This is a genomic window from Shinella sp. NM-101, assembly GCF_021401195.1.
Classification (GTDB): Bacteria; Pseudomonadota; Alphaproteobacteria; order Rhizobiales; family Rhizobiaceae; genus Shinella.
In genome coordinates this window covers 14,812-34,573 of sequence record NZ_JACBFT010000023.1, presented here as the reverse complement: position 1 = coordinate 34,573, position 19,762 = coordinate 14,812, and the positions used below count along the sequence as shown (strand labels likewise).

Below are 19,762 nucleotides of genomic sequence, written 5' to 3'. Positions count from 1 at the left end.
CGCATTATGCTGCGATGCGCTGCTGGACATTCGATCAAGCCGGGTTCGAACCCGCCCAGCCCGAGATCGCCTTGGCTTCGAGGAATTCTTCAATCCCCCAAATGCCGCCTTCGCGAGCCCGGCCGGATGCCTTCACACCGCCGAACGGCGAACCCGCGCCGCGAGGATTGCCATTCATTTCGATCATCCCGGCGCGGAGCTGCGAGGCGACGCGGTTACGCCTTTCGCCGTCGGTGGATTGGACGTAGTTCGACAAGCCATAAGGCGTATCATTAGCGATCCGGACAGCCTCTTCTTCGGTGTCGAAAGGGATGATCGTCAGGACCGGTCCGAAGATTTCTTCCCGTGCGATTGCCATATCATTGTTGGCGTCGGCAAAGATCGTCGGACGGACGAAGTAGCCCTGTTCATGCCCTTCCGGACGACCGAGACCACCAGCGATGAGACGCGCCCCTTCGTCGATTCCCTTCTGGATCATTTCCTGGACCTTCTGGAACTGCGCCTCCGAGGCAAGCGGTCCGATATGGTTGCCGGGCTTGTGGCTGGAATCGACCACGAGGCTTTCCGCAACCGCCTTCGCCTCATCAACGACGCGATCGTAGATGGACCGTTCGACCAGCATACGCGTTGGCGCATTGCAGCTCTGCCCGGTATTGTTGAAGCAATGGAGGACACCGCGCTTCACCGCTTCCGCATCCGCGTCGGCAAACACCAAGTTGGCACCTTTTCCACCAAGCTCGAGGACGACCCGTTTCAGAGTTTCTGCTGCGGTCTTGGAAATCGCGACGCCGGCGCGCGTGGAGCCCGTGAAGCTGATCATTTCCACATCGGGATGCGAGGACAGACGCGTGCCTACGCCAGCACCATCGCCGTTGACGAGATTGAAGACCCCCTTGGGGAAACCAGCCTCGTCGATGTATTCCGCGAACAGCATCGAGGAAAGCGGCGCGATCTCGGAGGGCTTGTGGACCATGGTGCAGCCCGCCAGCAGCGCGGGGATGACCTTGAGGGTCACCTGATTCATCGGCCAGTTCCAAGGAGTGATGAGGCCGACAACGCCGATCGGGTCCATGAGGATGCGGTCGTTGGGAGCATGCGGACCGAGCGGCCGGATGAACTCGAAGTCCTTGAATGCGGTGATGAAGTTCGAGATGTGCCAGGTGCCGGCGCCGACTTGCTTTTCCAGCGCCATGTCGATAGGCGCGCCCATCTCCAGGCTGATTGCCTGGGCCATTTCCGGCGCGCGACGCTTGTAGATTTCGAGCAAGCGCTCGACCAGCTTGAGACGTTCGGCGGGGGCAGTCTTCGACCAGCTCTCGAACGCACGCTTGGCGACCGCGACGGCCCGGTCGGCGTCGGCGGGGCTACCGATGCTGATAACTGCGCAGGCCTCTTCGGTCGACGGATCGATAACGGCGAGTTCGCGGGCTTCCAGCGGTGCCACCCATTCGCCATCGATGTAAAACAATTTCTTTTCCAGCATTGTTGTCTCCAATTTTTCGAAAGGAAGGTTGTTGCCCGCCGCAAAAAGCGGGCATCGATGGCGTTAGATGATGAGGTCGATGAGGAACGGCGCCTTCTGCTTGAAGCTCTGCTGCATCAGGTCGGCGCACTCTTCCATCGTTGTCGCGCGTGCCGCCTCGACACCCATGCCGTTTGCCAGCTTGATCCAGTCGAGGTCGGGGTTCGAGAGGTCAAGCATCCCCATTGCCGTCGGGCCGGGAACGGCGCCGACGTTTTTATACTCACCGATCAGGATGTTGTACTTCCGATTGTTGAGCAGGATCGTCGTGCAGGGCAGCTTTTCGCGGGCCTGGGTCCAGAGCGACTGAAGCGAATACATCGCGGAGCCATCCGCCTGCAGGCTAATGACGCGCCGATCACCACCACCAGCGACCGCGGCGCCGGTGGAAACCGGAAGGCCGTCACCGATCGCGCCGCCGCCAAGATTCAGCCAGTCGTGCGCTGGGGCATTGTGTGTGAGCTTGTAGAAGTCGCGGCCGTACGAGATGCTCTCGTTGGATACGATCGAGTTTTCGGGCATCAGCGCCGCGAGGGTGACGGCCAGGTTCTCCTGTGTCGTAGCCCCGCGCGCAGGCTCTGGACGCGGACCTGCATCCGGGATCGCCACTTCCGGAGCACCAAGCTCGTCGACGAGCGCCTGCAGGGCTGCTACCGAATCCTGGTCGAAACGGGACAGGACATGGATTTGGGCATTCGAAGGATACTGCGTCGATGGCTTGCCCGGATAAGCGAAGAAACCGACCGGCGCTTTCGCGTTGACGAGGACGATATGCTTGTACTGGCTCAGTGCCTGTATCGCGGCGTCCGTCCCGTAGGGCACACGTTCGAGTGCAAGACGGCCACGGCCGCGCTGCATGTGACCATTGGTGTAGGTAGCGAGCAGGTGCGCGCCAGTCGCTTCGGCAACACGCCATGCAAGAAGCTGAGAGGGAGCAAGCGTTGCCTGATCCGCGAGGAGGATCAAGACATTGCGGTTCGAGCGAAGGACTCGTGCCACGTTTTCGACCGCATGAGGGTCAATCGGCGGAGCGGCGGGAACGGGCAGCGGATCAGCGACAAGGCCGCCAGGGTTCCACGACGCGTCGGCGGGCAGAATGAGCGTCGAGATCTGGCCGGAAACAGCACGAGCGTTCTGGACTGCGACAGCCGCATCGCGACCGACCTCGGCAACGTCGGTGCTGGTGCGAACCCAATGCGACACGGTCCGCGCCATCCCTTCTGTATCGGCGGTTAGCGGCGCATCAAAGGGGCGATGATAGGTCGCCTGATCGCCAACGATGTTCACGATGCCGGCGCGAGCACGCCGCGCATTGTGGAGATTGCCCATGCCGTTTGCGAGGCCAGGGCCACAATGGAGCAGTGTGCAAGCTGGCTTGCGCGCAATCCGGTAATAACCGTCAGCCATGCCAGTGACAATGTTCTCCTGAAGGCCGAGAACACAATGCATGCCTGGGATGCGATCGAGCGCTCCGACGAAGTGCATCTCGCTGGTGCCAGGATTGGCGAAGCATGTGTCGACGCCGGAATTCAGGAGGGAATGAACCAGGCTTTCAGCGCCGTTCATCTGATTGGTGGCTGCTTGAGAGGACATATTTCTGCACCTGTTAGTTACGACAAAGGGTTGTAGTGGTAGTAGGGAAATCGTTGCGGGGAGAACGGCGCGATCGGGACGCTCGGCTCTCGGCCGGCGACAAGATCCGCGACGATCTCCGCGGTTCTGGGCGCCGCCGTCATGCCGACATGACCGTGACCAAACGCATGAATCACATGGCGAGAAAAGCGAGAGCGGCCGATCACCGGCAGGCCATCGGCAATCGAAGGCCGATGCCCCATCCATCGATCAACAATCATGTCGTCGCGGTTTCCCAGCCCTGGAAACGCATTTACCGCGTGTTGGACAAGGAGTTCCGCGCGACGCCAATCAGGCGCAGCCTTGACACCCGCGATCTCCACCTGCCCGGCTATCCTGACACCTGCGGGTGTCATGTTGATTGCCATTTTACCGTCGGCGGGCATTACCGCCTGACAAGGCTGGATCTTCGGATTCTTGATAACAGCGTGGTAGCCGCGCTCGCTCTTTAATGGAATCTGGTCACCAACTTCCAACGCAAAAGTCTTCGAATGGACACCCGCTGCGACGACAGCGTAATCGCAGGGAATTGATCCTTCAGGCGTGCGAACAGCGGCAAGACCAGCCGGCGTGAAATCGAAACCGAGGGCGCGTGCCCTCAGTTGTTCTGCACCTGACCGCTTCGCCGTCGCCACTATCTGAGCAACAAACGCGCCGGGATCGACACACTGCGCCCCATCTTCCACGAGCACCCCGAAGCGATATCGCTCGGAGAGCTGGGGTTCGCAAGCGCGTAACGCGTCATCGTCCAAAGCGATCCAGCGAATCCCATGCTCGCGCCGAAGCCGCCAGAAACTCGCCTCCGCTTCAAAGGCGGCGCGATCGGAAAAGGTATGGAGAAGGCCGTTTCTTTTGATTAAGTCAACTCGCCCAACCTTCACTGCAAGCATCTCGTATTGCGCGGGCGCGCCAGCAAGTAGCCCAGCAAGAGCTTCTGCGATCATCGCCATACGCTTTCTGGTCGATCCGGCGGCAAGGAAACCAGCCAGGAAGAACAAATGGCTCGGCAGCGCCTTCCAGCGCACGACCAACGGACCGGAAGGATCGGCAAGAAGGGCCGGAAGCTTTCTCCAAAGTCCCGGAGTCGCGACGGGAATGATCGAGCCCGGACTGATCCAGGTACCGTTCCCATAACTCGCCGCCTGCGGGCCGCCAGGCTCCTCGGGTTCGACGAGCGTCACCTTGCATCCGTCTTCCGCCAAGGCGAGTGCAGTGCATGCGCCAATGATGCCGGCGCCGATCACCACGACCTGATGAGCCATAGCCTACGCTCCTCTCCGCACGGCACTGACACCATATAGTGCTAACGCATTTATTTACCGTCCCGAAGGTAAATAACAGGAAGTATGTTGTCAATTGGTATTGATCGATAATTCAGTGCCTTGACCGGCAAATACCAAGACGAGGAGAAGCAGCAAGAGGACAATAGCTGCCTCCGGGGAAACCCGACTTTCGAGGGTTGTCAACGCAAATCGCCGAGCTTGCCTCGCGGCGAGCCCGGCAAATCAGCCAGCCTGAGGGGGAGAGTTATCCCAGACGACGCAGGAAGTGACGGGTCGCCTCTTCCCTTGGCTGGGCAAAGAGTTCCTTGGACGGAGCCTGCTCGACAACGACACCCTGATCCATGAAGATCGTGCGGTCGGCGACGTCCCGCGCGAAGTTCATTTCATGGGTGACGATGACCATCGTCCGATGCTCTTGGGCCAGCGAGCGGATGACATCAAGCACTTCACCGACAAGCTCTGGATCGAGCGCGGAGGTGGGCTCATCGAATAAGATGACTTCCGGCTCCATCGCAAGCGCACGCGCGATGGCCGCACGCTGCTGTTGTCCGCCCGACATCTGGGAAGGATACGCCGCTGCTCTCGCGGCAAGCCCTACCCTCTCCAGAAGAGCCATCCCTCGCGCTTCAGCTTCTTTTTTCGCCATGCCTTTGACGATGACCAGCCCCTCGATCACATTCTCAAGAGCGGTTCGGTGTGGGAAGAGGTTGAAGTTCTGGAATACGAAGCCGGCACGAAGGCGAAGGGCGCGAAGCTCGCCCTGTTGCCGGCTTAGCGGCACAGTGCAGTTGATCGTATGCTCACCGAGGCGGATGGTGCCGACCTGTGCTTCTTCCAGTCCATTCAGACACCGCAGCATGGTGGTTTTGCCTGAACCGGACCGCCCGATTACCGCGACGACCTCGCCGCGAGCGATCTCCAGGTCGATCCCCTTCAGAACTTGCAACGTGCCATAAGACTTATGAAGGCCGCGAACTTCGATCATGGATTTGTTGGTCATCGCGTTACGCCTTTCGTTGAATGTGGCGCGTCGCGCGGCGTTCGAGATCCCACTGCAACGACGAAAGTACCGTGGAGATCACCCAATAGATGCCGGCAGCCGCGAGATACATTGCGAAAATCTGGAAGGTTCGCGCCGTGATGAGCTGGGCCTCGCGGAAAAGATCGGGAACCTGGATCGTCGCGGCAAGCGAGGTGTCCTTCACCAAAGCGATGAAGCTATTGGAAAGGGGCGGAATGGCTATACGGCTCGCTTGGGGAAGGATCACGCGACGCATCGTCTGCGTCCACGTCATCCCGATGGTCGAAGCTGCCTCCCACTGGCCGCGGTCCACGGCGGAGATTGCCGAACGGAGGATTTCCGCATTGTAGCCCGCCACGCTAAGTGTAAAGCCGATCAATGCGGACGGCACGGGACCGAGCGTAATCCCGAATTCCGGTAGGCCGTAGTAGATGATGAACAGCTGCACCAGCAACGGAGTGCCGCGGATGAACGACACGTAGATGCGCGCCGGTATACTGAGAATCCGCTTTGGCGACAAACGCGCCAAAGCGATCAGAAAACCCAAAACGAGGCCGAATGCCATCGAGGCAACGCTCAGGCCGATGGTGTAGACCACACCCCGCAGAAGATACGGGGCGGACTGTACGATGAGATCGATACTAGATTGCATTCGTAGACATCCTCGAAGATTGGAGAGCCCGCAGGGCGTGCTGGGTTACTTCGTGATGTCGATGCCGAACCACTTTTCAGAGATTGACTTCATGGTGCCGTCGGCCTGCATGTCGGCGATTGCCTTGTCGATAGCTGCCTTGAACTCAGGATCCTTGCGAAGCGCTACGCCCTGTTCCTGCTTGGCGAACGACTCGCCGCCCGGAACGAAGATACCGCCGGTCTTCTTCATATAGTCGGCAGCGACCACACGGTCGTTGAGCACGGCATCGACACGGCCCGACTTCAGGTCGTTGTACTTCGTCGGCTCGTCGTCATAGGTGCGGATATCGGCGCCGGGGACATTTTCCTTGAGATACTGTTCGAAGTTGGTGCCGAGACCGACGCCGACAGCATGACCAGCGAGCTTGTCGGGCGAAGTCAGGGTGTCCTTGAGTTCCGGACGGGTGATGATCTGGATACCGGAGATCGTGTAGGGCGTCGAGAAATCATAGGACTTCTGGCGCTCCTCGGTGATCGTCACCTGATTGATGACCACGTCGATACGACCGGAACCGAGTGCGGCGAGGATACCGTCCCACTTCGTCGGCGAGAAGTTCGCCTTCAGGCCGAGGCGTTCGCAAAGCGCGTTGGCGAAATCGACGTCGAAGCCGACGAGTTTGCCGGACTCGTCCTGATAGTTAAAGGGGGATAGGTCCCCTCGAGGCCGACGACCAGCTCACCTTTTTTCGCGATTGCTTCCGGCACACCCTTGGCCGGCTCCGCGAATGCAGTGCCCGCACCTGCGATCGCGGCCATGCCGAGCATGACGACAACCCCGAATTGACGCCGATTGAAAAGATTCATTGCCTACTCTCCCATATTGCGGCCGTGATTGGCCAATTCGACTTAGTTCCCGACTGGACGGTATATAAATAACGTGTGATCGTCAAGCAGGGTTGATTCGATTCTCAAGGATGCTCGTGGAATTACGCATCCCCTGCGCTGCCGGCGCTAGCGCAAGAACACATGGATCACGACTCGCCGGCGAGCGCGACCAACCTTTCCTTCAGGTTGACTTCAATCTCAAAAAACTCCTGTGAGGTGATGCCTCCATGCGGATCCCGCTTGCCGGGGATTGTCACACCTTTCGCGCGAAGGCGCTCAAGTTGGTCAGCGACGCGCTCTCCAAACCCACTAGTCGCTGCTTCAGGTTCCAGCGCGATGATTGAAAGTCCGGTGTCGAGCGGACGGTCGCCGTCATAAAGATCGCCAGCGTCAAGCGACCACGCAGCTCCAGACAGACCCGCCGACATTATCTCGACGAGGAGCGCAAGATTTGCGCCTTTGTAACCGCCAAACGGTAGGAGTGCTCCTAATATCGCCTGTGCGGGATCCGTCGTTGGAACGCCTGCGGCATCGATAGCCCACCCGCCAGGGATAGCTTCTCCAGCCAATGCTGCCTTCTTGATGTTCACAAACGCTGTCGCGCTCGACGCCTGGTCGATAACCATGGGGCTCATTGGCGCCGGTAGGGGCACCCCGAACGCGAGTGGATTCGTGCAAAACACCCGCTCGCCACCAATGCGCGCTGCCATTAAAGCCGGCCCGTTTGTGAATGCCAATGCGACTAAATCCACCTCGGCGAGCCTTCGCACATAATATCCGAGTTCTCCAGTAGTGTAGCTGTTTCGTTGGGCCAATGCGGCGATTCCGCAAGTTCGGGCGCTTCGAACGAGGGTATTGAACACCAGGTCGAAGCAGTGTTGCGCTACACCGCCGTCCGCATCAGCGTGGAGAAATGCTGGAAACGACCCGTCAAACCGAGGCGTTGCTTTTCCGTTAATGCGGCCCACCTTCAAGCTGTCCAGATAGGTGGGCAGGTGGGCAATTCCCATTTGATGGCGTCCGGCCCGATCGGCTGAGATGAGCGCGCAAATAATCGACCGCGCCATCTCCTCCGTTGCCCCCGCCGCAACACAAGCCGCCATGGCGAGGTCCGTGATTTCGTGGACCGGCACTCTCGTAGTTGACATCGCTTGCCCCTCCCCAAAGGCCAGCGCAAATAGAAGAGACCTGCGTTAACGTCGGCAAATCCGCAGAATGCAATCCGGCCGCCGCGATCTGGAGGCGACCGGAGGATTATCGTGCATTAAGCGAGCGAGAGCGCAGCGCAGCCATTGCGAATGCGGGCCATGCCCTCACGCAAGGCAGACTCCGCACTGGCAAACGAAATCCGGAAGAAACCGGAGCTGCCAAACGCCGAGCCGGGTACGACAGCCACGCCCCAGTCATTGAGAAGGTAGTTGCATAGCGCTTCGTCATCGCCAATCACCTGACCCGACGAAGTCTTGCCGCCCACAAGCTGACGCCAGTCGACGAAAGCGTAGAACGTACCGGCCGGTGCCTCGCATGCAAGATTCGGAATGGTGGCGAGTTCCGCCATCACGAGATCACGGCGTTTGCGGTATTCGCTGAGATACTGCTTGACGCTTTCCTGTGGCCCGGTCAGCGCTTCAGCCGCTGCGGCCTGCGCAATCGAGCAGGTGCAAGAGGTGGATTGGCTGAGAACCGCACGAATCGCCTTCATCAGCGGCGCCGGACCGCCGCCGTAACCGATACGCCAGCCCGTCATCGCATAGGCTTTGGACACACCGTTCACGGTCAAAATCCGGTCTCGCAGGTTGGGCCGCAGTTGAGCTGGTGTGACGAAGGCCTCATCCTGATAGATGAGGTGTTCATACATATCATCGACCATGAACCATACCTGCGGATGGCGTGCGAGCACATCGAGGATCGGTTCGTAGTCTTCCTTGCGATAGATGGAGCCGGTCGGGTTGGACGGCGAGTTGATTAGGAGCCAGCGCGTACGCGGCGTGATGGCCCGTTCCAGATCTTCTGCCCGAAGGCGGAACCCATCTTCGGAACGCGTCTGGAGAATGATGGGCGTCGCGCCCATCATCTCGACGATGTCGCTATAGCTGACCCAATACGGAGCCGGAAGGATGACCTCGTCACCAGCCTGGATCGTGGCAAAGAATGCACTGAAAAGGAGCATTTTTGCGCCTGTCGTCACCACGATCTCATCTGCGGTGAAGTCGAGTCCATTCTCGCGTTTGAATTTCTCGCGCACGGCAGCCTTGATCGCCGGCGAGCCATCGAGAGCGGTATAGTGGGTATCCCCAGCACGCATCGCTTTGATCGCCGCTTCCTGAATGTTCTCAGGTGTATCGAAATCCGGCTCACCGACGTGAAGACCGACAATATCGCGGCCTTGGCGGCTAAGCTCTGCCGTCGCGGCCATCATGCGGGAGATTGCCGAAGGTCCGACCTTCGACAGGGCGTTCGACGGCTTGAAGACCGCAGCGGCCGAAGTGTGGATGTCTGCCATGTCTAATTCCTCTTCCAATTCACGGGGTGTTGCTGCGAAACCGAGTCGCCAACAGGGTCGGCGGCTCGCTTGATTATCGATGCGTTTTCGTAACCTCGGCGCCTGTCCGAAGGCTCCTGACGCTTGTCGTGATCCATGGCCTGACCGTTCGTGCCGAGGCCGTTGAGAATGATCTCGCAGTATTCCATCGCGAAAGAGGAAGCGGGGCGCCCGTGTCCGGGCTTGAACCAACGAACCATCCAATTAAGCATCGAAAGGATCGCTCGGCTGATCGCACGGGAATCCGTGTTTCGATAGCGGCCGTTGGCGATGCCGGCGAGCACGATACTCCGAAGAAGCTCCTCATAGGCATCGCGTAGGTCCTGGGCTTCCTCAAGAAGTCCGTTGTTCTCCATCCCGCCATAACCCACCAGCATCGTAACAAACCCATGGTAGTGGGTCTCGAAGTAGTCGGCGTGTGCCGTCATGAAGCGGCAAAGCGCTTCGGGCGCGTCGTGCTGGCCGTCGACGGCCATCGTCACTGCGTCAAGAAGGCCTTGCAGTGTCCTGACGATAATTGCCTCGTAGATTTCTTTCTTGTTCGGGAAGTAGTGATAAATAGCAGCTTTGGTGACACCGACAGCTTCCGCGACACTGCCCAGCGAGGCTCCATCGAAACCTTCGTGCGCAAACAACTCGGCCGCTTCATCGAGAATTTTGCCGCGCGCATTCTCCATCGTCGGTGGACGACCTTGGCGGCGGACGCGCTCCTTCTGCATTGGAGCTACTTTCCGCCCGTCGCCGGGATACCGGCAACTACGCCCATCTCCAAAAGCTGATCGACCCGATCTGCGCTCAGATCCAGCTCGGCCTGAAGGACTTGGCGGGTATGCTCGCCGACCTCGGGTGGAACTGTCGGCGGAGCAAACGGACTTTCCGACATGCGCAACGGGCTGCGCACGGAGCGGAAGGTGCCGATCCTTTCGGAAGGAACCGAAACGACAGTGTCCCGAAGGATTGCAACATCGCTAGCGAACGCCTGGCCGACAGTGCGAAGCTCGCCAGCCGGGACTCCGACGGCGCGAAGTTCGGCGAGAAGCTCATGCAGTTTACGATCGCGCAACTTGTCCTCGATGATCGGCAGTAACTCATCACGCGCCTCGGTTCGTCCTTTATTGGTGACGAACCGCTCATCCATCGCGAGATCCGGCAGACCGATGATCTTGCAGAACCGCCGGAACTGTTCGTCGTTTCCGACTGCGAGTGCAATTCGGCCATCGACGCAATCGAACAGTTGATATGGTACGATGCTCGGATGAGCGTTGCCATAGCGCAACGCTTCTCTTCCGGTATTGAGATGACCCGACGCGACGTTGGCCAACATGAACATCGCGCTGTCGGTCAGGCTGATGTCGAGCCACTGGCCCTTTCCGGTTCGTTCGCGCATAAACAGGGCAGCGAGAATTGCTTGCACGGCATTCATGCCCGATATGAGATCGATGAAGGCGACACCGAGCCGCATCGGCTCGCCATCCTTTTCGCCCGTAATCGACATGAATCCAGATTCAGCCTGGATAATGAAGTCGTAACCCGGACGCTCCTCCAGCTCGTGACCGCGGCCATAACCCGATATGGAACAATAGATGAGCCGAGGGTTGATGTCCTTCAGATCGTCATAGGTGAGCTTGAATTTCTTGAGCGAGGCCGGGCGGAAGTTCTCGATCAGGACATCGCTCTTTTTTGCGAGTTCAATGATCAGATCTCTTCCTTCCGGCTTGCCGATGTCGATCGCAACGCTCTTCTTGTTGCGATTTGCGCCCAGATAGTAGGTTGAAACACCCTCCACAGCCGGCGGCATCCACGTCCGGGTGTCGTCCCCGGTTCCAGGCTGCTCAATCTTCAGCACGTCAGCACCGAGATCACCCAACGTCATTGTTGCCCAGGGGCCGGCCAAAACGCGAGACAGGTCGAGAACCTTGATTCCGTTCAGTGCGACGCTCATCGGAAACGCGATCCTTCCTCTATCCGTTTCAACAAAATATCGGAGAAAGGCCTACGCGGATGAGGCGGGGCAGCTCTTCTCCTCACGGTGAATCGAGCCGCTTAATGCACCAGACTACTCGGGCGGAAGCGACCTAATTACTTACCGTCCGAACAGTATATAACTGATAGCGGCATGTCAATCGCCACGCCGCTCAGAATTTAGTGTCTTGGAGGCTACACGATAGCGTTGTGGCGCACCGCACAACCGGAGCCGCGGACGGCCTAGGAGGAAGTGTGTAAGGTTTTGGAGATAAACTTTTTGAAGCGGTCCGGTGCATCTTCAGAGAAGAGTTTTGCGGGCGGCGCGTCCGCGATGAGCGTACCCTTTTCCAGAAAAATGATGCGGTTCGAAACCTCCCGTGCGAAATTGATCTCGTGGGTGACAATGAGCATTGTTCGTCCCTCTTTAGCCAGATCTCGAATGACCTTCAGGACCTCCCCGACAAGCTCCGGGTCTAGCGCCGATGTCGGCTCATCGAACAGGATGGCTGCTGGCCGCTGAGCAAGCGCCCTTGCAATCGCTGCGCGTTGCTGCTGCCCGCCCGATAGGTGTCTGGGGTAACTGTTGGCTTTGTCGGAAAGCCCCACCTTCGCCAACAGTGACATTGCTTCGTCCACACATTCCGTTTTTGAACGCTTCTGAACATGGACCGGCGCTTCAATGACGTTTTCGAGGATCGACATGTGTGGCCATAGATTGAAGCCTTGGAACACCATCGCGACGTCTGACCGAATCCGGTCGAGCTGTTTTCGATCCGCGGGACGGGTTCCATTCTTGGTCGTTCGCATGGCGATTTCCTCGCCCCGGATGGCGATTGTTCCCGCGCTCGGGGTTTCGAGCATGTTGATGCACCGGAGCATTGTGGACTTGCCAGAGCCCGACGATCCAAGGATCGAGACCACCTCTCCTTCATGTGCTTCGAACGTGATGCCCTTTAGCACCTCAAGATCGCCAAAGTTTTTATGGAGGTCGCGAATGGAAATTACGGGAACGTTATTCGTCTCGATTGACGTCATGGCCGCGCCTCAATGTTTGTTTTGACGGGGAGATCGCGCTGATGCGGTGACAGACGGTATTCAAGTAGAGCGATCAGGCGGGTTATTATGAAGTTGAGCGTCAGATAAATTGCACCAGCGACGATAAACACTTCGAAAGCGCGAAATGTCTGGGAGATTAGCTCCGCAGCTATACCAGTTACTTCCATGATGGTGATGGTGGAAGCGAGGGAAGTTGCTTTTACCGCGAGAATGACTTCATTGCCGTAGGCTGGCAAAGCCTGCCGGAATGCGATCGGAAGGATGATGCGCCTGTACAGTAGAAAACCGGACATGCCGCAAGCCCTTGCCGCCTCAATCAATCCGGCCGAAACGGACTTTAGCCCTCCGCGGATGATCTCACTTCCATAGGCGCCGACGCTAAGCACTAGAGCAGTGATGGCGCACCAGTAAGGTTCACGGAAAAACGGCCAGACACCCCAACTCTGGAGTTCGTGACGGAACTGTCCGAGGCCGTAGTAGATGATGAACATCTGCAGGAGGAGCGGCGAGCCGCGTATGCAAAAGACGAAAAAGGCAACGCATTGGGAAGCGACGGGGACCCGCAGGTGCGCAACAATCGCCAGGGCTGTTGCCAGGACTGTCCCGACAAGTATCGCCGTTGCAGCCAATTCGAGCGTAATAGGCAAACCGGCAATGAGCCTGACGAAAGCCTGCCAGAGAAAACCGAAATCGATCACTGTTTAGCCCCCCATCCTGCACGCAGAGCGATACTCGGCGAAGCGGAAGAGAAGCGACGAGACCACGGTGATTGTCAGATAGAGCAGTCCAGCCGTGATAAAGAACTCAAACGGTCGGCGCGTTGAACCCGAAGCCATTTGAGCTTGCCGAAGCAGTTCCACAAGCCCGACGACCGAGATGAGGGCCGTCTCTTTCAGGGCCAATTGCCATGTGTTGCCGAGGCCCGGCAATGCGTAGTGCAGTACCTGTGGTGCAACGACGCGCCTGAACAGTAGCCAACGGCCCATGCCAACCGCATGAGCCGCCTCGATACTGCCCTTGGCAACAGTGTTGAAAGCGCCTCTAAGCACTTCAGCTTGATAAGCGGCAGAAATGATCCCGATCGCGAGAACCCCAGTAGCGAACGTAGGCATTCCAACAAAACCGTTCGCCCCGAAGAAGCCGGCGAAGGTCGACAAAAGTGAGTTTCCGCCGAAGTAGAGTAGATAGATGACCAGAAGATCAGGCACGCCTCGCAGTGTGGTCGTGTAAGCGTCGGCGACGCCACGAGCCAAACGGATTGGTGACATTTTTGCCCAGGCAACGAGGCTGCCAAGAATAGACCCGATGAGGAACCCCAAAACGGCGACAGCGGACGTGACGCCCGCGCCAGCGATGAGGACACGACCCCATCCTCCTTCACCAAAACCAACAAGATCAATGTAATTCATGCAGCCAACCCACAGCTTGTCCAATACACTGCGCATTTTCAGAAATTACTGATGTGAAGGGCACAGTGGCGGCCTGATCGAATTGGGGATAGCCCAATTGTCGAACTACGAGACACCTGCACGGCCGCGCTCCCTCAGCCACGCTCCTCCAGCGGCATCACAGTTCGCACAAAATATTTTTATTGCAAGGAATATTTTTATTAGATACAAAGTTTTTGTTCGATTGAAGTTTGGACGCGTCGAGAAAGTGTGCCAGGTCAATCAGACAGTCCGTCGGACGACCGTATGTCGGCGTCGCCAGCCGCCGGCGGTCATCACGGAATTGCATAAATATTTACATCCGTTAAAAGTTTTCAGCGCGTTGAAACTCAAAACGGTGTGAGGCCATGATCAATCAAAAGTCTGGGGGGAGGCATGCAGGAATGGGCTTGCGGGAGCGCCAACGCCTAATAAGGCGGGAGAACATTCTCGCTGCGGCGAGTGATTTGTTCGCGGCACACAGCTTCAATGAGGTTAGTCTCGAAGCCGTCGCCGCGCGCGCTACCGTCTCCGTCCCCACCATCTACTCCTTTTTCAAATCGAAGCACGATCTGCTGCTAGGCTTGCTTGAGGAGGACAGGCATATCCTTGAGCCGAATTTGGCGCGCGTTGTGGAGCGGCTGCCAAACGATCCTGTCCAGGCGATGGTGCTGATCGCCAAATCGGTCCTTTTGGATGGATATGATATTTCAAGAAAAGGCGTGTGGAGGGAGATCCTGGGGGCATCGATACACATGGGCCCTGAGCAGCGCAGCCAGTTCCGTGAGCTCCTCTCGATTACTGCAAAGCATGTGCGTGTCGCTTTGAACAAGCTTCGTGGGACAGGCTCGATCCATGATGATGTTGATCTGGATAGCGCAGCCCGCATTATCCATAGCGTCATACGGCACGTATTTGTCCTTTACATAACCAGTGAGGAAGCAACGGTCGATGATCTCACCGCCATGCTTGAAGAAGACCTGAAGACTGTCCTGTTTGGCATTGCGATAAGAGCTTAGCCCCTACGCATCCGCAAATCATGGATATCAAGACCTTGGATGGGGTCCGTAAAGGTCTCACCAGGAGCGGTGCATCTGTGCGTTTTTTCTGACGCCCTGCATGGATGTACGTGAAGGCAACGCAACAACATTCACACTGAGGAGGACTATCGATGAAAAAATTCTTGTCCAATCTACTTATCGTAGGGGCCTTTGTACTCCCCACGATGCCGGCGCATGCCGGGGAGTGGAAGAAGATCGTGATCGGCATGGACGTTAGTTATGCTCCCTGGGCATATACCGATGCCAACGGCAAATTCCTGGGATACGAAGTCGACCTCGCGAATGACCTCTGCAAACGCATGGAGGTCGAATGCGAACTCACATCGCAGCCTTGGGATACGATCATTCCCAGCCTGCAGGCCGGGAAGTTCGACGCCATCATCGCGGGAATGAACATCACGGAGGAGCGGCTGAAGGAGATCGATTTCTCTGTCTCTTATGCGGCGAGCCCGCGCGCTTTCCTGACGACGAAGTCGAGCAAATTCGCAAATCTTCCGCTTGGCGAATCCATCCTTGATCTGGAAAAGGACGCCGATTCCGCGACCAAGCAGATCGACGCGGTCCGCTCCGAACTCCCTGGCTCGACGCTCGGCGTGCTGACCGCTTCCGCCAACACCCTCTTCGTCGAGAAGAACTTCGCCGACGTCGCGGAGATTCGGCAATACAAGACCGCCGAACAATACGTACTCGACCTCCAAGCCGGCCGCATTGATATCGCTTTCGATACACTGCCCTACCTGATGGGTGTTCTCAAGGGCGCGGATGGCGGCGATATGGTTGTCGTCGGGCCGAAGCTTGCGGGCGGCCTGCTAGGTGCTGGCGCCGGCGTTGGCCTTCGCAAGAGCGATGCGGATCTCAAAGCAATGTTCAACAAGGCTATTGAGGACGCGAAGAAGGACGGAACGATCAAGGCGCTCACCATCAAATGGTTCGGCGCGGATCTTTCGCCGACGTAAACTTGCAGAATATTCCTTCAGACCGCATGTTGGCTTTACATACCGACTAGTCGCTTAATAATTCAAACTCAATGGAGATGATTCTTCATGTATTTCAACTTAAACCGACGGGCATTTTTCGCAGTAACTGCGCTTTGCCTGACATCCCTGACCGCTCTGGAAGCCACGGCCGCAGCCGACGTCTTGCCGTCGACAATCGCCGGAAAGGGTGAACTTGCGATTGGTCTCGAGTCGACCTATCCCCCCTTTAATTTTCAGGATGAATCCGGCAATCTCGTCGGGTTCGAGGTCGATTTTGCTAACGATCTCTGCAAGAGGCTCGGACTGACGCCTAGATATGTGCCGACACAGTTTGACGGCATTCTCGCGGCTCTCGCGTCTGGTAGGCTCGACGTCGTGATCAACCAGATCACCATCACTCCGGAACGTCAGAAGAACTACGATTTCTCGGTTCCATACACGATCACCAAGATCCAGATGGTCACTCGGAAAGAACTCGCAGCCGAGCTGACGGCACCTGAAAAGCTTTCAGGGCGCGCCGTTGGCGCGGTGCTCGGCACGAACTTCGAGCAATGGGCTCGTGCCAACGTCCCTGACGCGGACGTCAAGACCTACGACCTCGACGCCACCATGTATCGCGATTTGAAGGCGGGCCGGATCGACGTGGCCCTCAACGACACGATGGTCGCGGCGAGTCTGATCAAAAAAGCCGATTCGGGCTTCGTCACGGCGGGCGAACCGTTCGCCCCCCAAGAGCAGGCGGTCGCAATGCGAAAAGACCCGGCACTGAAAGCTGCCATCGACAAAGCCATCGAAGAAATGAAAGCCGACGGCACTTTGACGGCCATGTCGATCAAATGGCTCGGTGTCGATGTCTCGAAGTGAGACCGTGCGTTCCTACCATCAAGCAGGAGAGCTGCGAATGCAGCTCTCCACAAAGAAAGTGAATGAAGATGACGATGATACCCAACTCCAATGAAGCGCGGGATATTGCGTACCACTTCCACGCCTATACTGATGCCCGGAAGCATGAAGCGACGACGCCGCTTATCATTGACCGGGCTGAGGGGGCTTACGTCTACGACAGCAACGGGAAGCGCTACCTTGAAGGCATGGCCGGCCTTTGGAGCGTCGCCGTCGGCTTCGGCGAGCGGCGTCTCGTGCAAGCCGCTGCACGGCAGATGGAACGCCTGAGCTTTGGCCACAATTTTACTAGCCGGACGCATATGCCGGCGATCGATCTTGCGGAAAAGCTAGTAGAGATCGCCCCGGTCCCGATGAGCAAGGTGTTCTTCACGAATTCCGGTTCCGAAGCCAATGATACCGCAATCAAGATGATCTGGTACAGGTCGAATGCGCTCGGCCAGTCCCAGCGGAAAAAGCTTATTGCCCGAGAACGCGCCTATCATGGTGTCACGCTGGCCTCGGGCAGCCTGACCGCTTTCTCCTACAATCACGAATCCTTCGACATGCCCATTGCCAACGTCCTACGTACGGGCAGCCCCCATTTCTGGCGCGATGCGGAACCTAGTGAAAGCGAAGAGGATTTTGCATCCAGAAGGGCGAACGAACTGGAGAAGCTGATCCTCGATGAAGGTCCGGAGACAATCGCTGCCTTCTTCGGCGAGCCGGTCCTCGGCGCCGGAGGTGTTGTCGTTCCTCCGCGGACCTACTGGGAGAAGATTCAGGCCGTTCTGCGGAAATACGATATACTGTTGGTCGCTGACGAGGTCGTGTGCGGCTTCGGCCGAACCGGTAACATGTTCGGTTCCCAGACGTACGATATCAAACCGGACATTATGGTTCTCTCGAAGGCGCTCTCCTCGTCATACCTTCCGATTTCCGCTCTGCTCGTGAATGACAAGGTGTACCAACCGATTGCTGACGAGAGCCATCGCATAGGCACCTTCGGCCACGGCTTTACCGGCGGTGCGCATCCGGTTGCGGCGGCCGTGGCACTCGAAAACATCGCCGTCATCGAAGATCGCGACCTCGTCGGCAACGCATCACGCGTCGGTCAATACCTGCGTGACGGCCTGCAACGTTTCTCGGATCATCCGTTGGTGGGAGAGGTTCGTGGCGTTGGATTGGTCGCCGCCGTGGAACTGTTCAAGCAGAATTTCCCAAATGCAGCCGGCCTCAAGAACGGAGAACTGGGCGCCAAGGCAAATGCGTATCTCGCCGAGGAGGGCGTGCTTTTGCGCGCAGCCGTCGACGCGCTCACGATTTGCCCGCCTCTCACGATCACCGTGGGGGACGCAGACTTCTTAATCGAGAAGATCGGCAAGGTTCTCAATCGAGTTACAGCGGAACTCGCCGCATAGCGTACGCGAAATACGGATGGCAGACCACGATAGCGTAGCGGACCGGAGTTTCATGCCCCGGTCCGCATTCGCAGCGATGCTGACGGGACTGATGATCCAACGGCTCGAATTCATTCGGTATTTTTCGAATCGGGTCTCCCGGCTTATTTACTTACCGTCCAAACAGTATATAAATGCTTTAAATGCCATTGGTGGCGCAAGCGAACAGGTGAGACTACATGGCTCTCGATTCAGACACGATGAATGAACTGGTGAATACGGTCGGGCGTTTCGTTAGAGAGCGTCTTCGTCCTCTCGAGGAACAGGTCGCCGATAACGATGCTATCCCGGTCGAAATCCGCCAGGAGATCGCGAATTTAGGTCTATTCGGCCTGACGATTCCCGAAGAGTACGGCGGCCTTGGTCTCAATATGGAGGAAGAAGTCCGGATCGCACTGGAGCTGGGCAAGACCTCTCCCGCCTTCCGCTCGCTTATCGGGACCAATAACGGTATCGGCTCGCTCGGCCTCATTCTCGACGGCACGGAAGAGCAGAAGCAGCGGTATTTGCCTCGCCTTGCCACCGGCGAACTCATCAGCTCATTCGCGCTGACCGAGCCGGAAGCTGGCTCGGATGCTGCGTCGGTACGAACCACTGCAAAGCGCACTGAGAACGGCTATGTGATAAATGGCACGAAACGCTTCATCACAAACGCCCCTCACGCCGGTCTTTTCACCGTTTTCGCACGCACTGACGCCTCGAAGCCCGGCGCCCAAGGTGTCTCGGCGTTTCTGGTCGAAGCAGGAACGCCCGGCCTTTCGCTCGGCCCCATCGACCGCAAGATGGGTCAGAAGGGCTCTCATACGTCGGATGTGATTTTGGAGGATTGCCTGGTCCCGTTCGACGCGCTTCTCGGCGGCGTTGAGAACCAGGGCTTCCGTACAGCCATGAAGACGTTGGATCGCGGTCGCCTGCACATCTCGTCGATCTGTGTTGCAATGGCCGAACGCTTGATCGAGGACAGTTTGCGCTATGCAATGGACCGCAAGCAGTTCGGACAACCGATCGCCGAATTCCAGCTCATCCAGGCGATGCTCGCCGATAGTCGCACGGAAGCCTACGCCGCACGTTGCATGGTGCTGGAAACTGCACGGCGCCGTGATGCAGGCCAGGACGTGACGACCGATGCCGCGTGCTGCAAGATGTTCGCAAGCGAGATGGTCGGTCGAGTCGCCGACCGCGCCGTGCAGATTCATGGCGGAGCCGGCTATATGGCCGAATACGGCATCGAACGGTTCTATCGCGATGCTCGGCTGTTCCGCATCTACGAGGGCACCACGCAGATCCAGCAGATTGTGATCGCCAAGAACATGATCAAGGCCGCCTCGTAAGCGTCCCCTCACTCAGCCTTCGTTCTTCGGCGGGCTTGCAAGCACGGCGTCGGAGGGAGGCTGGACCGACGGCTCGAACAATCCT

At 57.9% G+C, this 19,762-nt stretch carries 18 protein-coding genes and 1 pseudogene; 5 read left to right on the top strand and 14 right to left on the bottom strand.

Features of this window, described 5'->3' with window-relative positions; translation table 11 throughout:
• Positions 1-34: 34 nt before the first annotated feature.
• From L0976_RS26055 to L0976_RS25990, 14 genes and pseudogenes are all read right to left on the bottom strand, one after another.
• A complete protein-coding gene (locus L0976_RS26055; protein WP_234189822.1) occupies positions 35-1,483 on the bottom strand; it encodes an aldehyde dehydrogenase family protein in 1,449 nt (482 codons plus the stop codon).
• A 63-nt stretch (positions 1,484-1,546) separates the two neighbouring features.
• A complete protein-coding gene (locus L0976_RS26050) occupies positions 1,547-3,115 on the bottom strand; it encodes an acetolactate synthase large subunit (protein WP_234189821.1) in 1,569 nt (522 codons plus the stop codon).
• 17 nt (positions 3,116-3,132) lie between these two features.
• Entirely contained in the window at positions 3,133-4,416 is a 1,284-nt protein-coding gene (locus tag L0976_RS26045) for an FAD-binding oxidoreductase (protein ID WP_234189820.1), read from the bottom strand.
• A gap of 265 nt (positions 4,417-4,681) precedes the next feature.
• Positions 4,682-5,422 (bottom strand): amino acid ABC transporter ATP-binding protein, encoded by a 741-nt coding sequence (locus tag L0976_RS26040; RefSeq protein ID WP_234189857.1) that lies wholly within the window; start codon positions 5,420-5,422, stop codon positions 4,682-4,684.
• Between the two features lie 19 nt (positions 5,423-5,441).
• A complete protein-coding gene (gene tcyL, locus L0976_RS26035; protein WP_234189819.1) occupies positions 5,442-6,110 on the bottom strand; it encodes a cystine ABC transporter permease in 669 nt (222 codons plus the stop codon).
• Positions 6,111-6,155: 45 nt separating this feature from the next.
• Positions 6,156-6,749, bottom strand: a pseudogene (locus tag L0976_RS26030) (transporter substrate-binding domain-containing protein); the annotation flags it as partial.
• Entirely contained in the window at positions 6,713-6,955 is a 243-nt protein-coding gene (locus L0976_RS26025; protein WP_234189818.1) for a hypothetical protein, read from the bottom strand. The pseudogene L0976_RS26030 and the gene L0976_RS26025, both read right to left, overlap by 37 nt.
• Before the next feature lie 167 nt (positions 6,956-7,122).
• Positions 7,123-8,124 carry an Ldh family oxidoreductase gene (locus L0976_RS26020; RefSeq protein ID WP_255696216.1) on the bottom strand — a complete coding sequence of 334 codons (1,002 nt, stop codon included), beginning with the start codon at positions 8,122-8,124 and terminating at the stop codon, positions 7,123-7,125.
• Between the two features lie 116 nt (positions 8,125-8,240).
• Complete coding sequence (locus L0976_RS26015) at positions 8,241-9,479, bottom strand: pyridoxal phosphate-dependent aminotransferase (protein ID WP_234189817.1); 1,239 nt, start codon at positions 9,477-9,479, stop codon at positions 8,241-8,243.
• Between the two features lie 2 nt (positions 9,480-9,481).
• Positions 9,482-10,237, bottom strand: coding sequence for a TetR/AcrR family transcriptional regulator (locus tag L0976_RS26010; RefSeq protein ID WP_234189816.1), 756 nt, complete (start codon positions 10,235-10,237; stop codon positions 9,482-9,484).
• Between the two features lie 5 nt (positions 10,238-10,242).
• Positions 10,243-11,460 (bottom strand): CaiB/BaiF CoA-transferase family protein, encoded by a 1,218-nt coding sequence (locus L0976_RS26005; protein ID WP_234189815.1) that lies wholly within the window; start codon positions 11,458-11,460, stop codon positions 10,243-10,245.
• Between the two features lie 263 nt (positions 11,461-11,723).
• Positions 11,724-12,518 (bottom strand): ABC transporter ATP-binding protein, encoded by a 795-nt coding sequence (locus L0976_RS26000; RefSeq protein WP_234189814.1) that lies wholly within the window; start codon positions 12,516-12,518, stop codon positions 11,724-11,726.
• Positions 12,515-13,234 carry an ABC transporter permease gene (locus L0976_RS25995; protein WP_093744157.1) on the bottom strand — a complete coding sequence of 240 codons (720 nt, stop codon included), beginning with the start codon at positions 13,232-13,234 and terminating at the stop codon, positions 12,515-12,517. Before L0976_RS25995 ends, L0976_RS26000 begins: the two co-directional genes overlap by 4 nt.
• A gap of 6 nt (positions 13,235-13,240) precedes the next feature.
• On the bottom strand, positions 13,241-13,948 hold the full coding sequence (locus L0976_RS25990) for an ABC transporter permease (RefSeq protein WP_234189813.1): 708 nt from the start codon (positions 13,946-13,948) through the stop codon (positions 13,241-13,243).
• Between the two features lie 386 nt (positions 13,949-14,334).
• On the opposite strand from L0976_RS25990, the gene L0976_RS25985 reads away from it, so the two are divergent.
• From L0976_RS25985 to L0976_RS25965, 5 genes are all read left to right on the top strand, one after another.
• The gene (locus tag L0976_RS25985) at positions 14,335-14,985 is read left to right on the top strand and encodes a TetR/AcrR family transcriptional regulator (protein ID WP_151652876.1); all 651 of its coding nucleotides are present in this window, start codon (positions 14,335-14,337) and stop codon (positions 14,983-14,985) included.
• A gap of 152 nt (positions 14,986-15,137) precedes the next feature.
• A complete protein-coding gene (locus L0976_RS25980) occupies positions 15,138-15,983 on the top strand; it encodes a transporter substrate-binding domain-containing protein (RefSeq protein ID WP_137935352.1) in 846 nt (281 codons plus the stop codon).
• A gap of 87 nt (positions 15,984-16,070) precedes the next feature.
• Positions 16,071-16,868, top strand: coding sequence for a cystine ABC transporter substrate-binding protein (gene tcyJ, locus L0976_RS25975; RefSeq protein WP_234189812.1), 798 nt, complete (start codon positions 16,071-16,073; stop codon positions 16,866-16,868).
• Between the two features lie 68 nt (positions 16,869-16,936).
• Positions 16,937-18,307 carry an aspartate aminotransferase family protein gene (locus L0976_RS25970; RefSeq protein ID WP_234189855.1) on the top strand — a complete coding sequence of 457 codons (1,371 nt, stop codon included), beginning with the start codon at positions 16,937-16,939 and terminating at the stop codon, positions 18,305-18,307.
• A 218-nt stretch (positions 18,308-18,525) separates the two neighbouring features.
• Positions 18,526-19,677, top strand: a complete 1,152-nt coding sequence (locus L0976_RS25965) for an acyl-CoA dehydrogenase family protein (protein ID WP_234189811.1) — start codon at positions 18,526-18,528, stop codon at positions 19,675-19,677.
• Positions 19,678-19,762 lie beyond the last annotated feature (85 nt).

Coding starts and splice junctions, on each gene's coding strand:
- L0976_RS26055 (WP_234189822.1), bottom strand. CDS start 1,483: ATGCTGGAAAAGAAATTGTTTTACATCGATGGCGAATGGGTGGCACCG.
- L0976_RS26050 (WP_234189821.1), bottom strand. CDS start 3,115: ATGTCCTCTCAAGCAGCCACCAATCAGATGAACGGCGCTGAAAGCCTG.
- L0976_RS26045 (WP_234189820.1), bottom strand. CDS start 4,416: ATGGCTCATCAGGTCGTGGTGATCGGCGCCGGCATCATTGGCGCATGC.
- L0976_RS26040 (WP_234189857.1), bottom strand. CDS start 5,422: ATGATCGAAGTTCGCGGCCTTCATAAGTCTTATGGCACGTTGCAAGTT.
- tcyL (WP_234189819.1), bottom strand. CDS start 6,110: ATGCAATCTAGTATCGATCTCATCGTACAGTCCGCCCCGTATCTTCTG.
- L0976_RS26025 (WP_234189818.1), bottom strand. CDS start 6,955: ATGAATCTTTTCAATCGGCGTCAATTCGGGGTTGTCGTCATGCTCGGC.
- L0976_RS26020 (WP_255696216.1), bottom strand. CDS start 8,124: ATGTCAACTACGAGAGTGCCGGTCCACGAAATCACGGACCTCGCCATG.
- L0976_RS26015 (WP_234189817.1), bottom strand. CDS start 9,479: ATGGCAGACATCCACACTTCGGCCGCTGCGGTCTTCAAGCCGTCGAAC.
- L0976_RS26010 (WP_234189816.1), bottom strand. CDS start 10,237: ATGCAGAAGGAGCGCGTCCGCCGCCAAGGTCGTCCACCGACGATGGAG.
- L0976_RS26005 (WP_234189815.1), bottom strand. CDS start 11,460: ATGAGCGTCGCACTGAACGGAATCAAGGTTCTCGACCTGTCTCGCGTT.
- L0976_RS26000 (WP_234189814.1), bottom strand. CDS start 12,518: ATGACGTCAATCGAGACGAATAACGTTCCCGTAATTTCCATTCGCGAC.
- L0976_RS25990 (WP_234189813.1), bottom strand. CDS start 13,948: ATGAATTACATTGATCTTGTTGGTTTTGGTGAAGGAGGATGGGGTCGT.
- L0976_RS25985 (WP_151652876.1), top strand. CDS start 14,335: ATGATCAATCAAAAGTCTGGGGGGAGGCATGCAGGAATGGGCTTGCGG.
- L0976_RS25980 (WP_137935352.1), top strand. CDS start 15,138: ATGAAAAAATTCTTGTCCAATCTACTTATCGTAGGGGCCTTTGTACTC.
- tcyJ (WP_234189812.1), top strand. CDS start 16,071: ATGTATTTCAACTTAAACCGACGGGCATTTTTCGCAGTAACTGCGCTT.
- L0976_RS25970 (WP_234189855.1), top strand. CDS start 16,937: ATGACGATGATACCCAACTCCAATGAAGCGCGGGATATTGCGTACCAC.
- L0976_RS25965 (WP_234189811.1), top strand. CDS start 18,526: ATGGCTCTCGATTCAGACACGATGAATGAACTGGTGAATACGGTCGGG.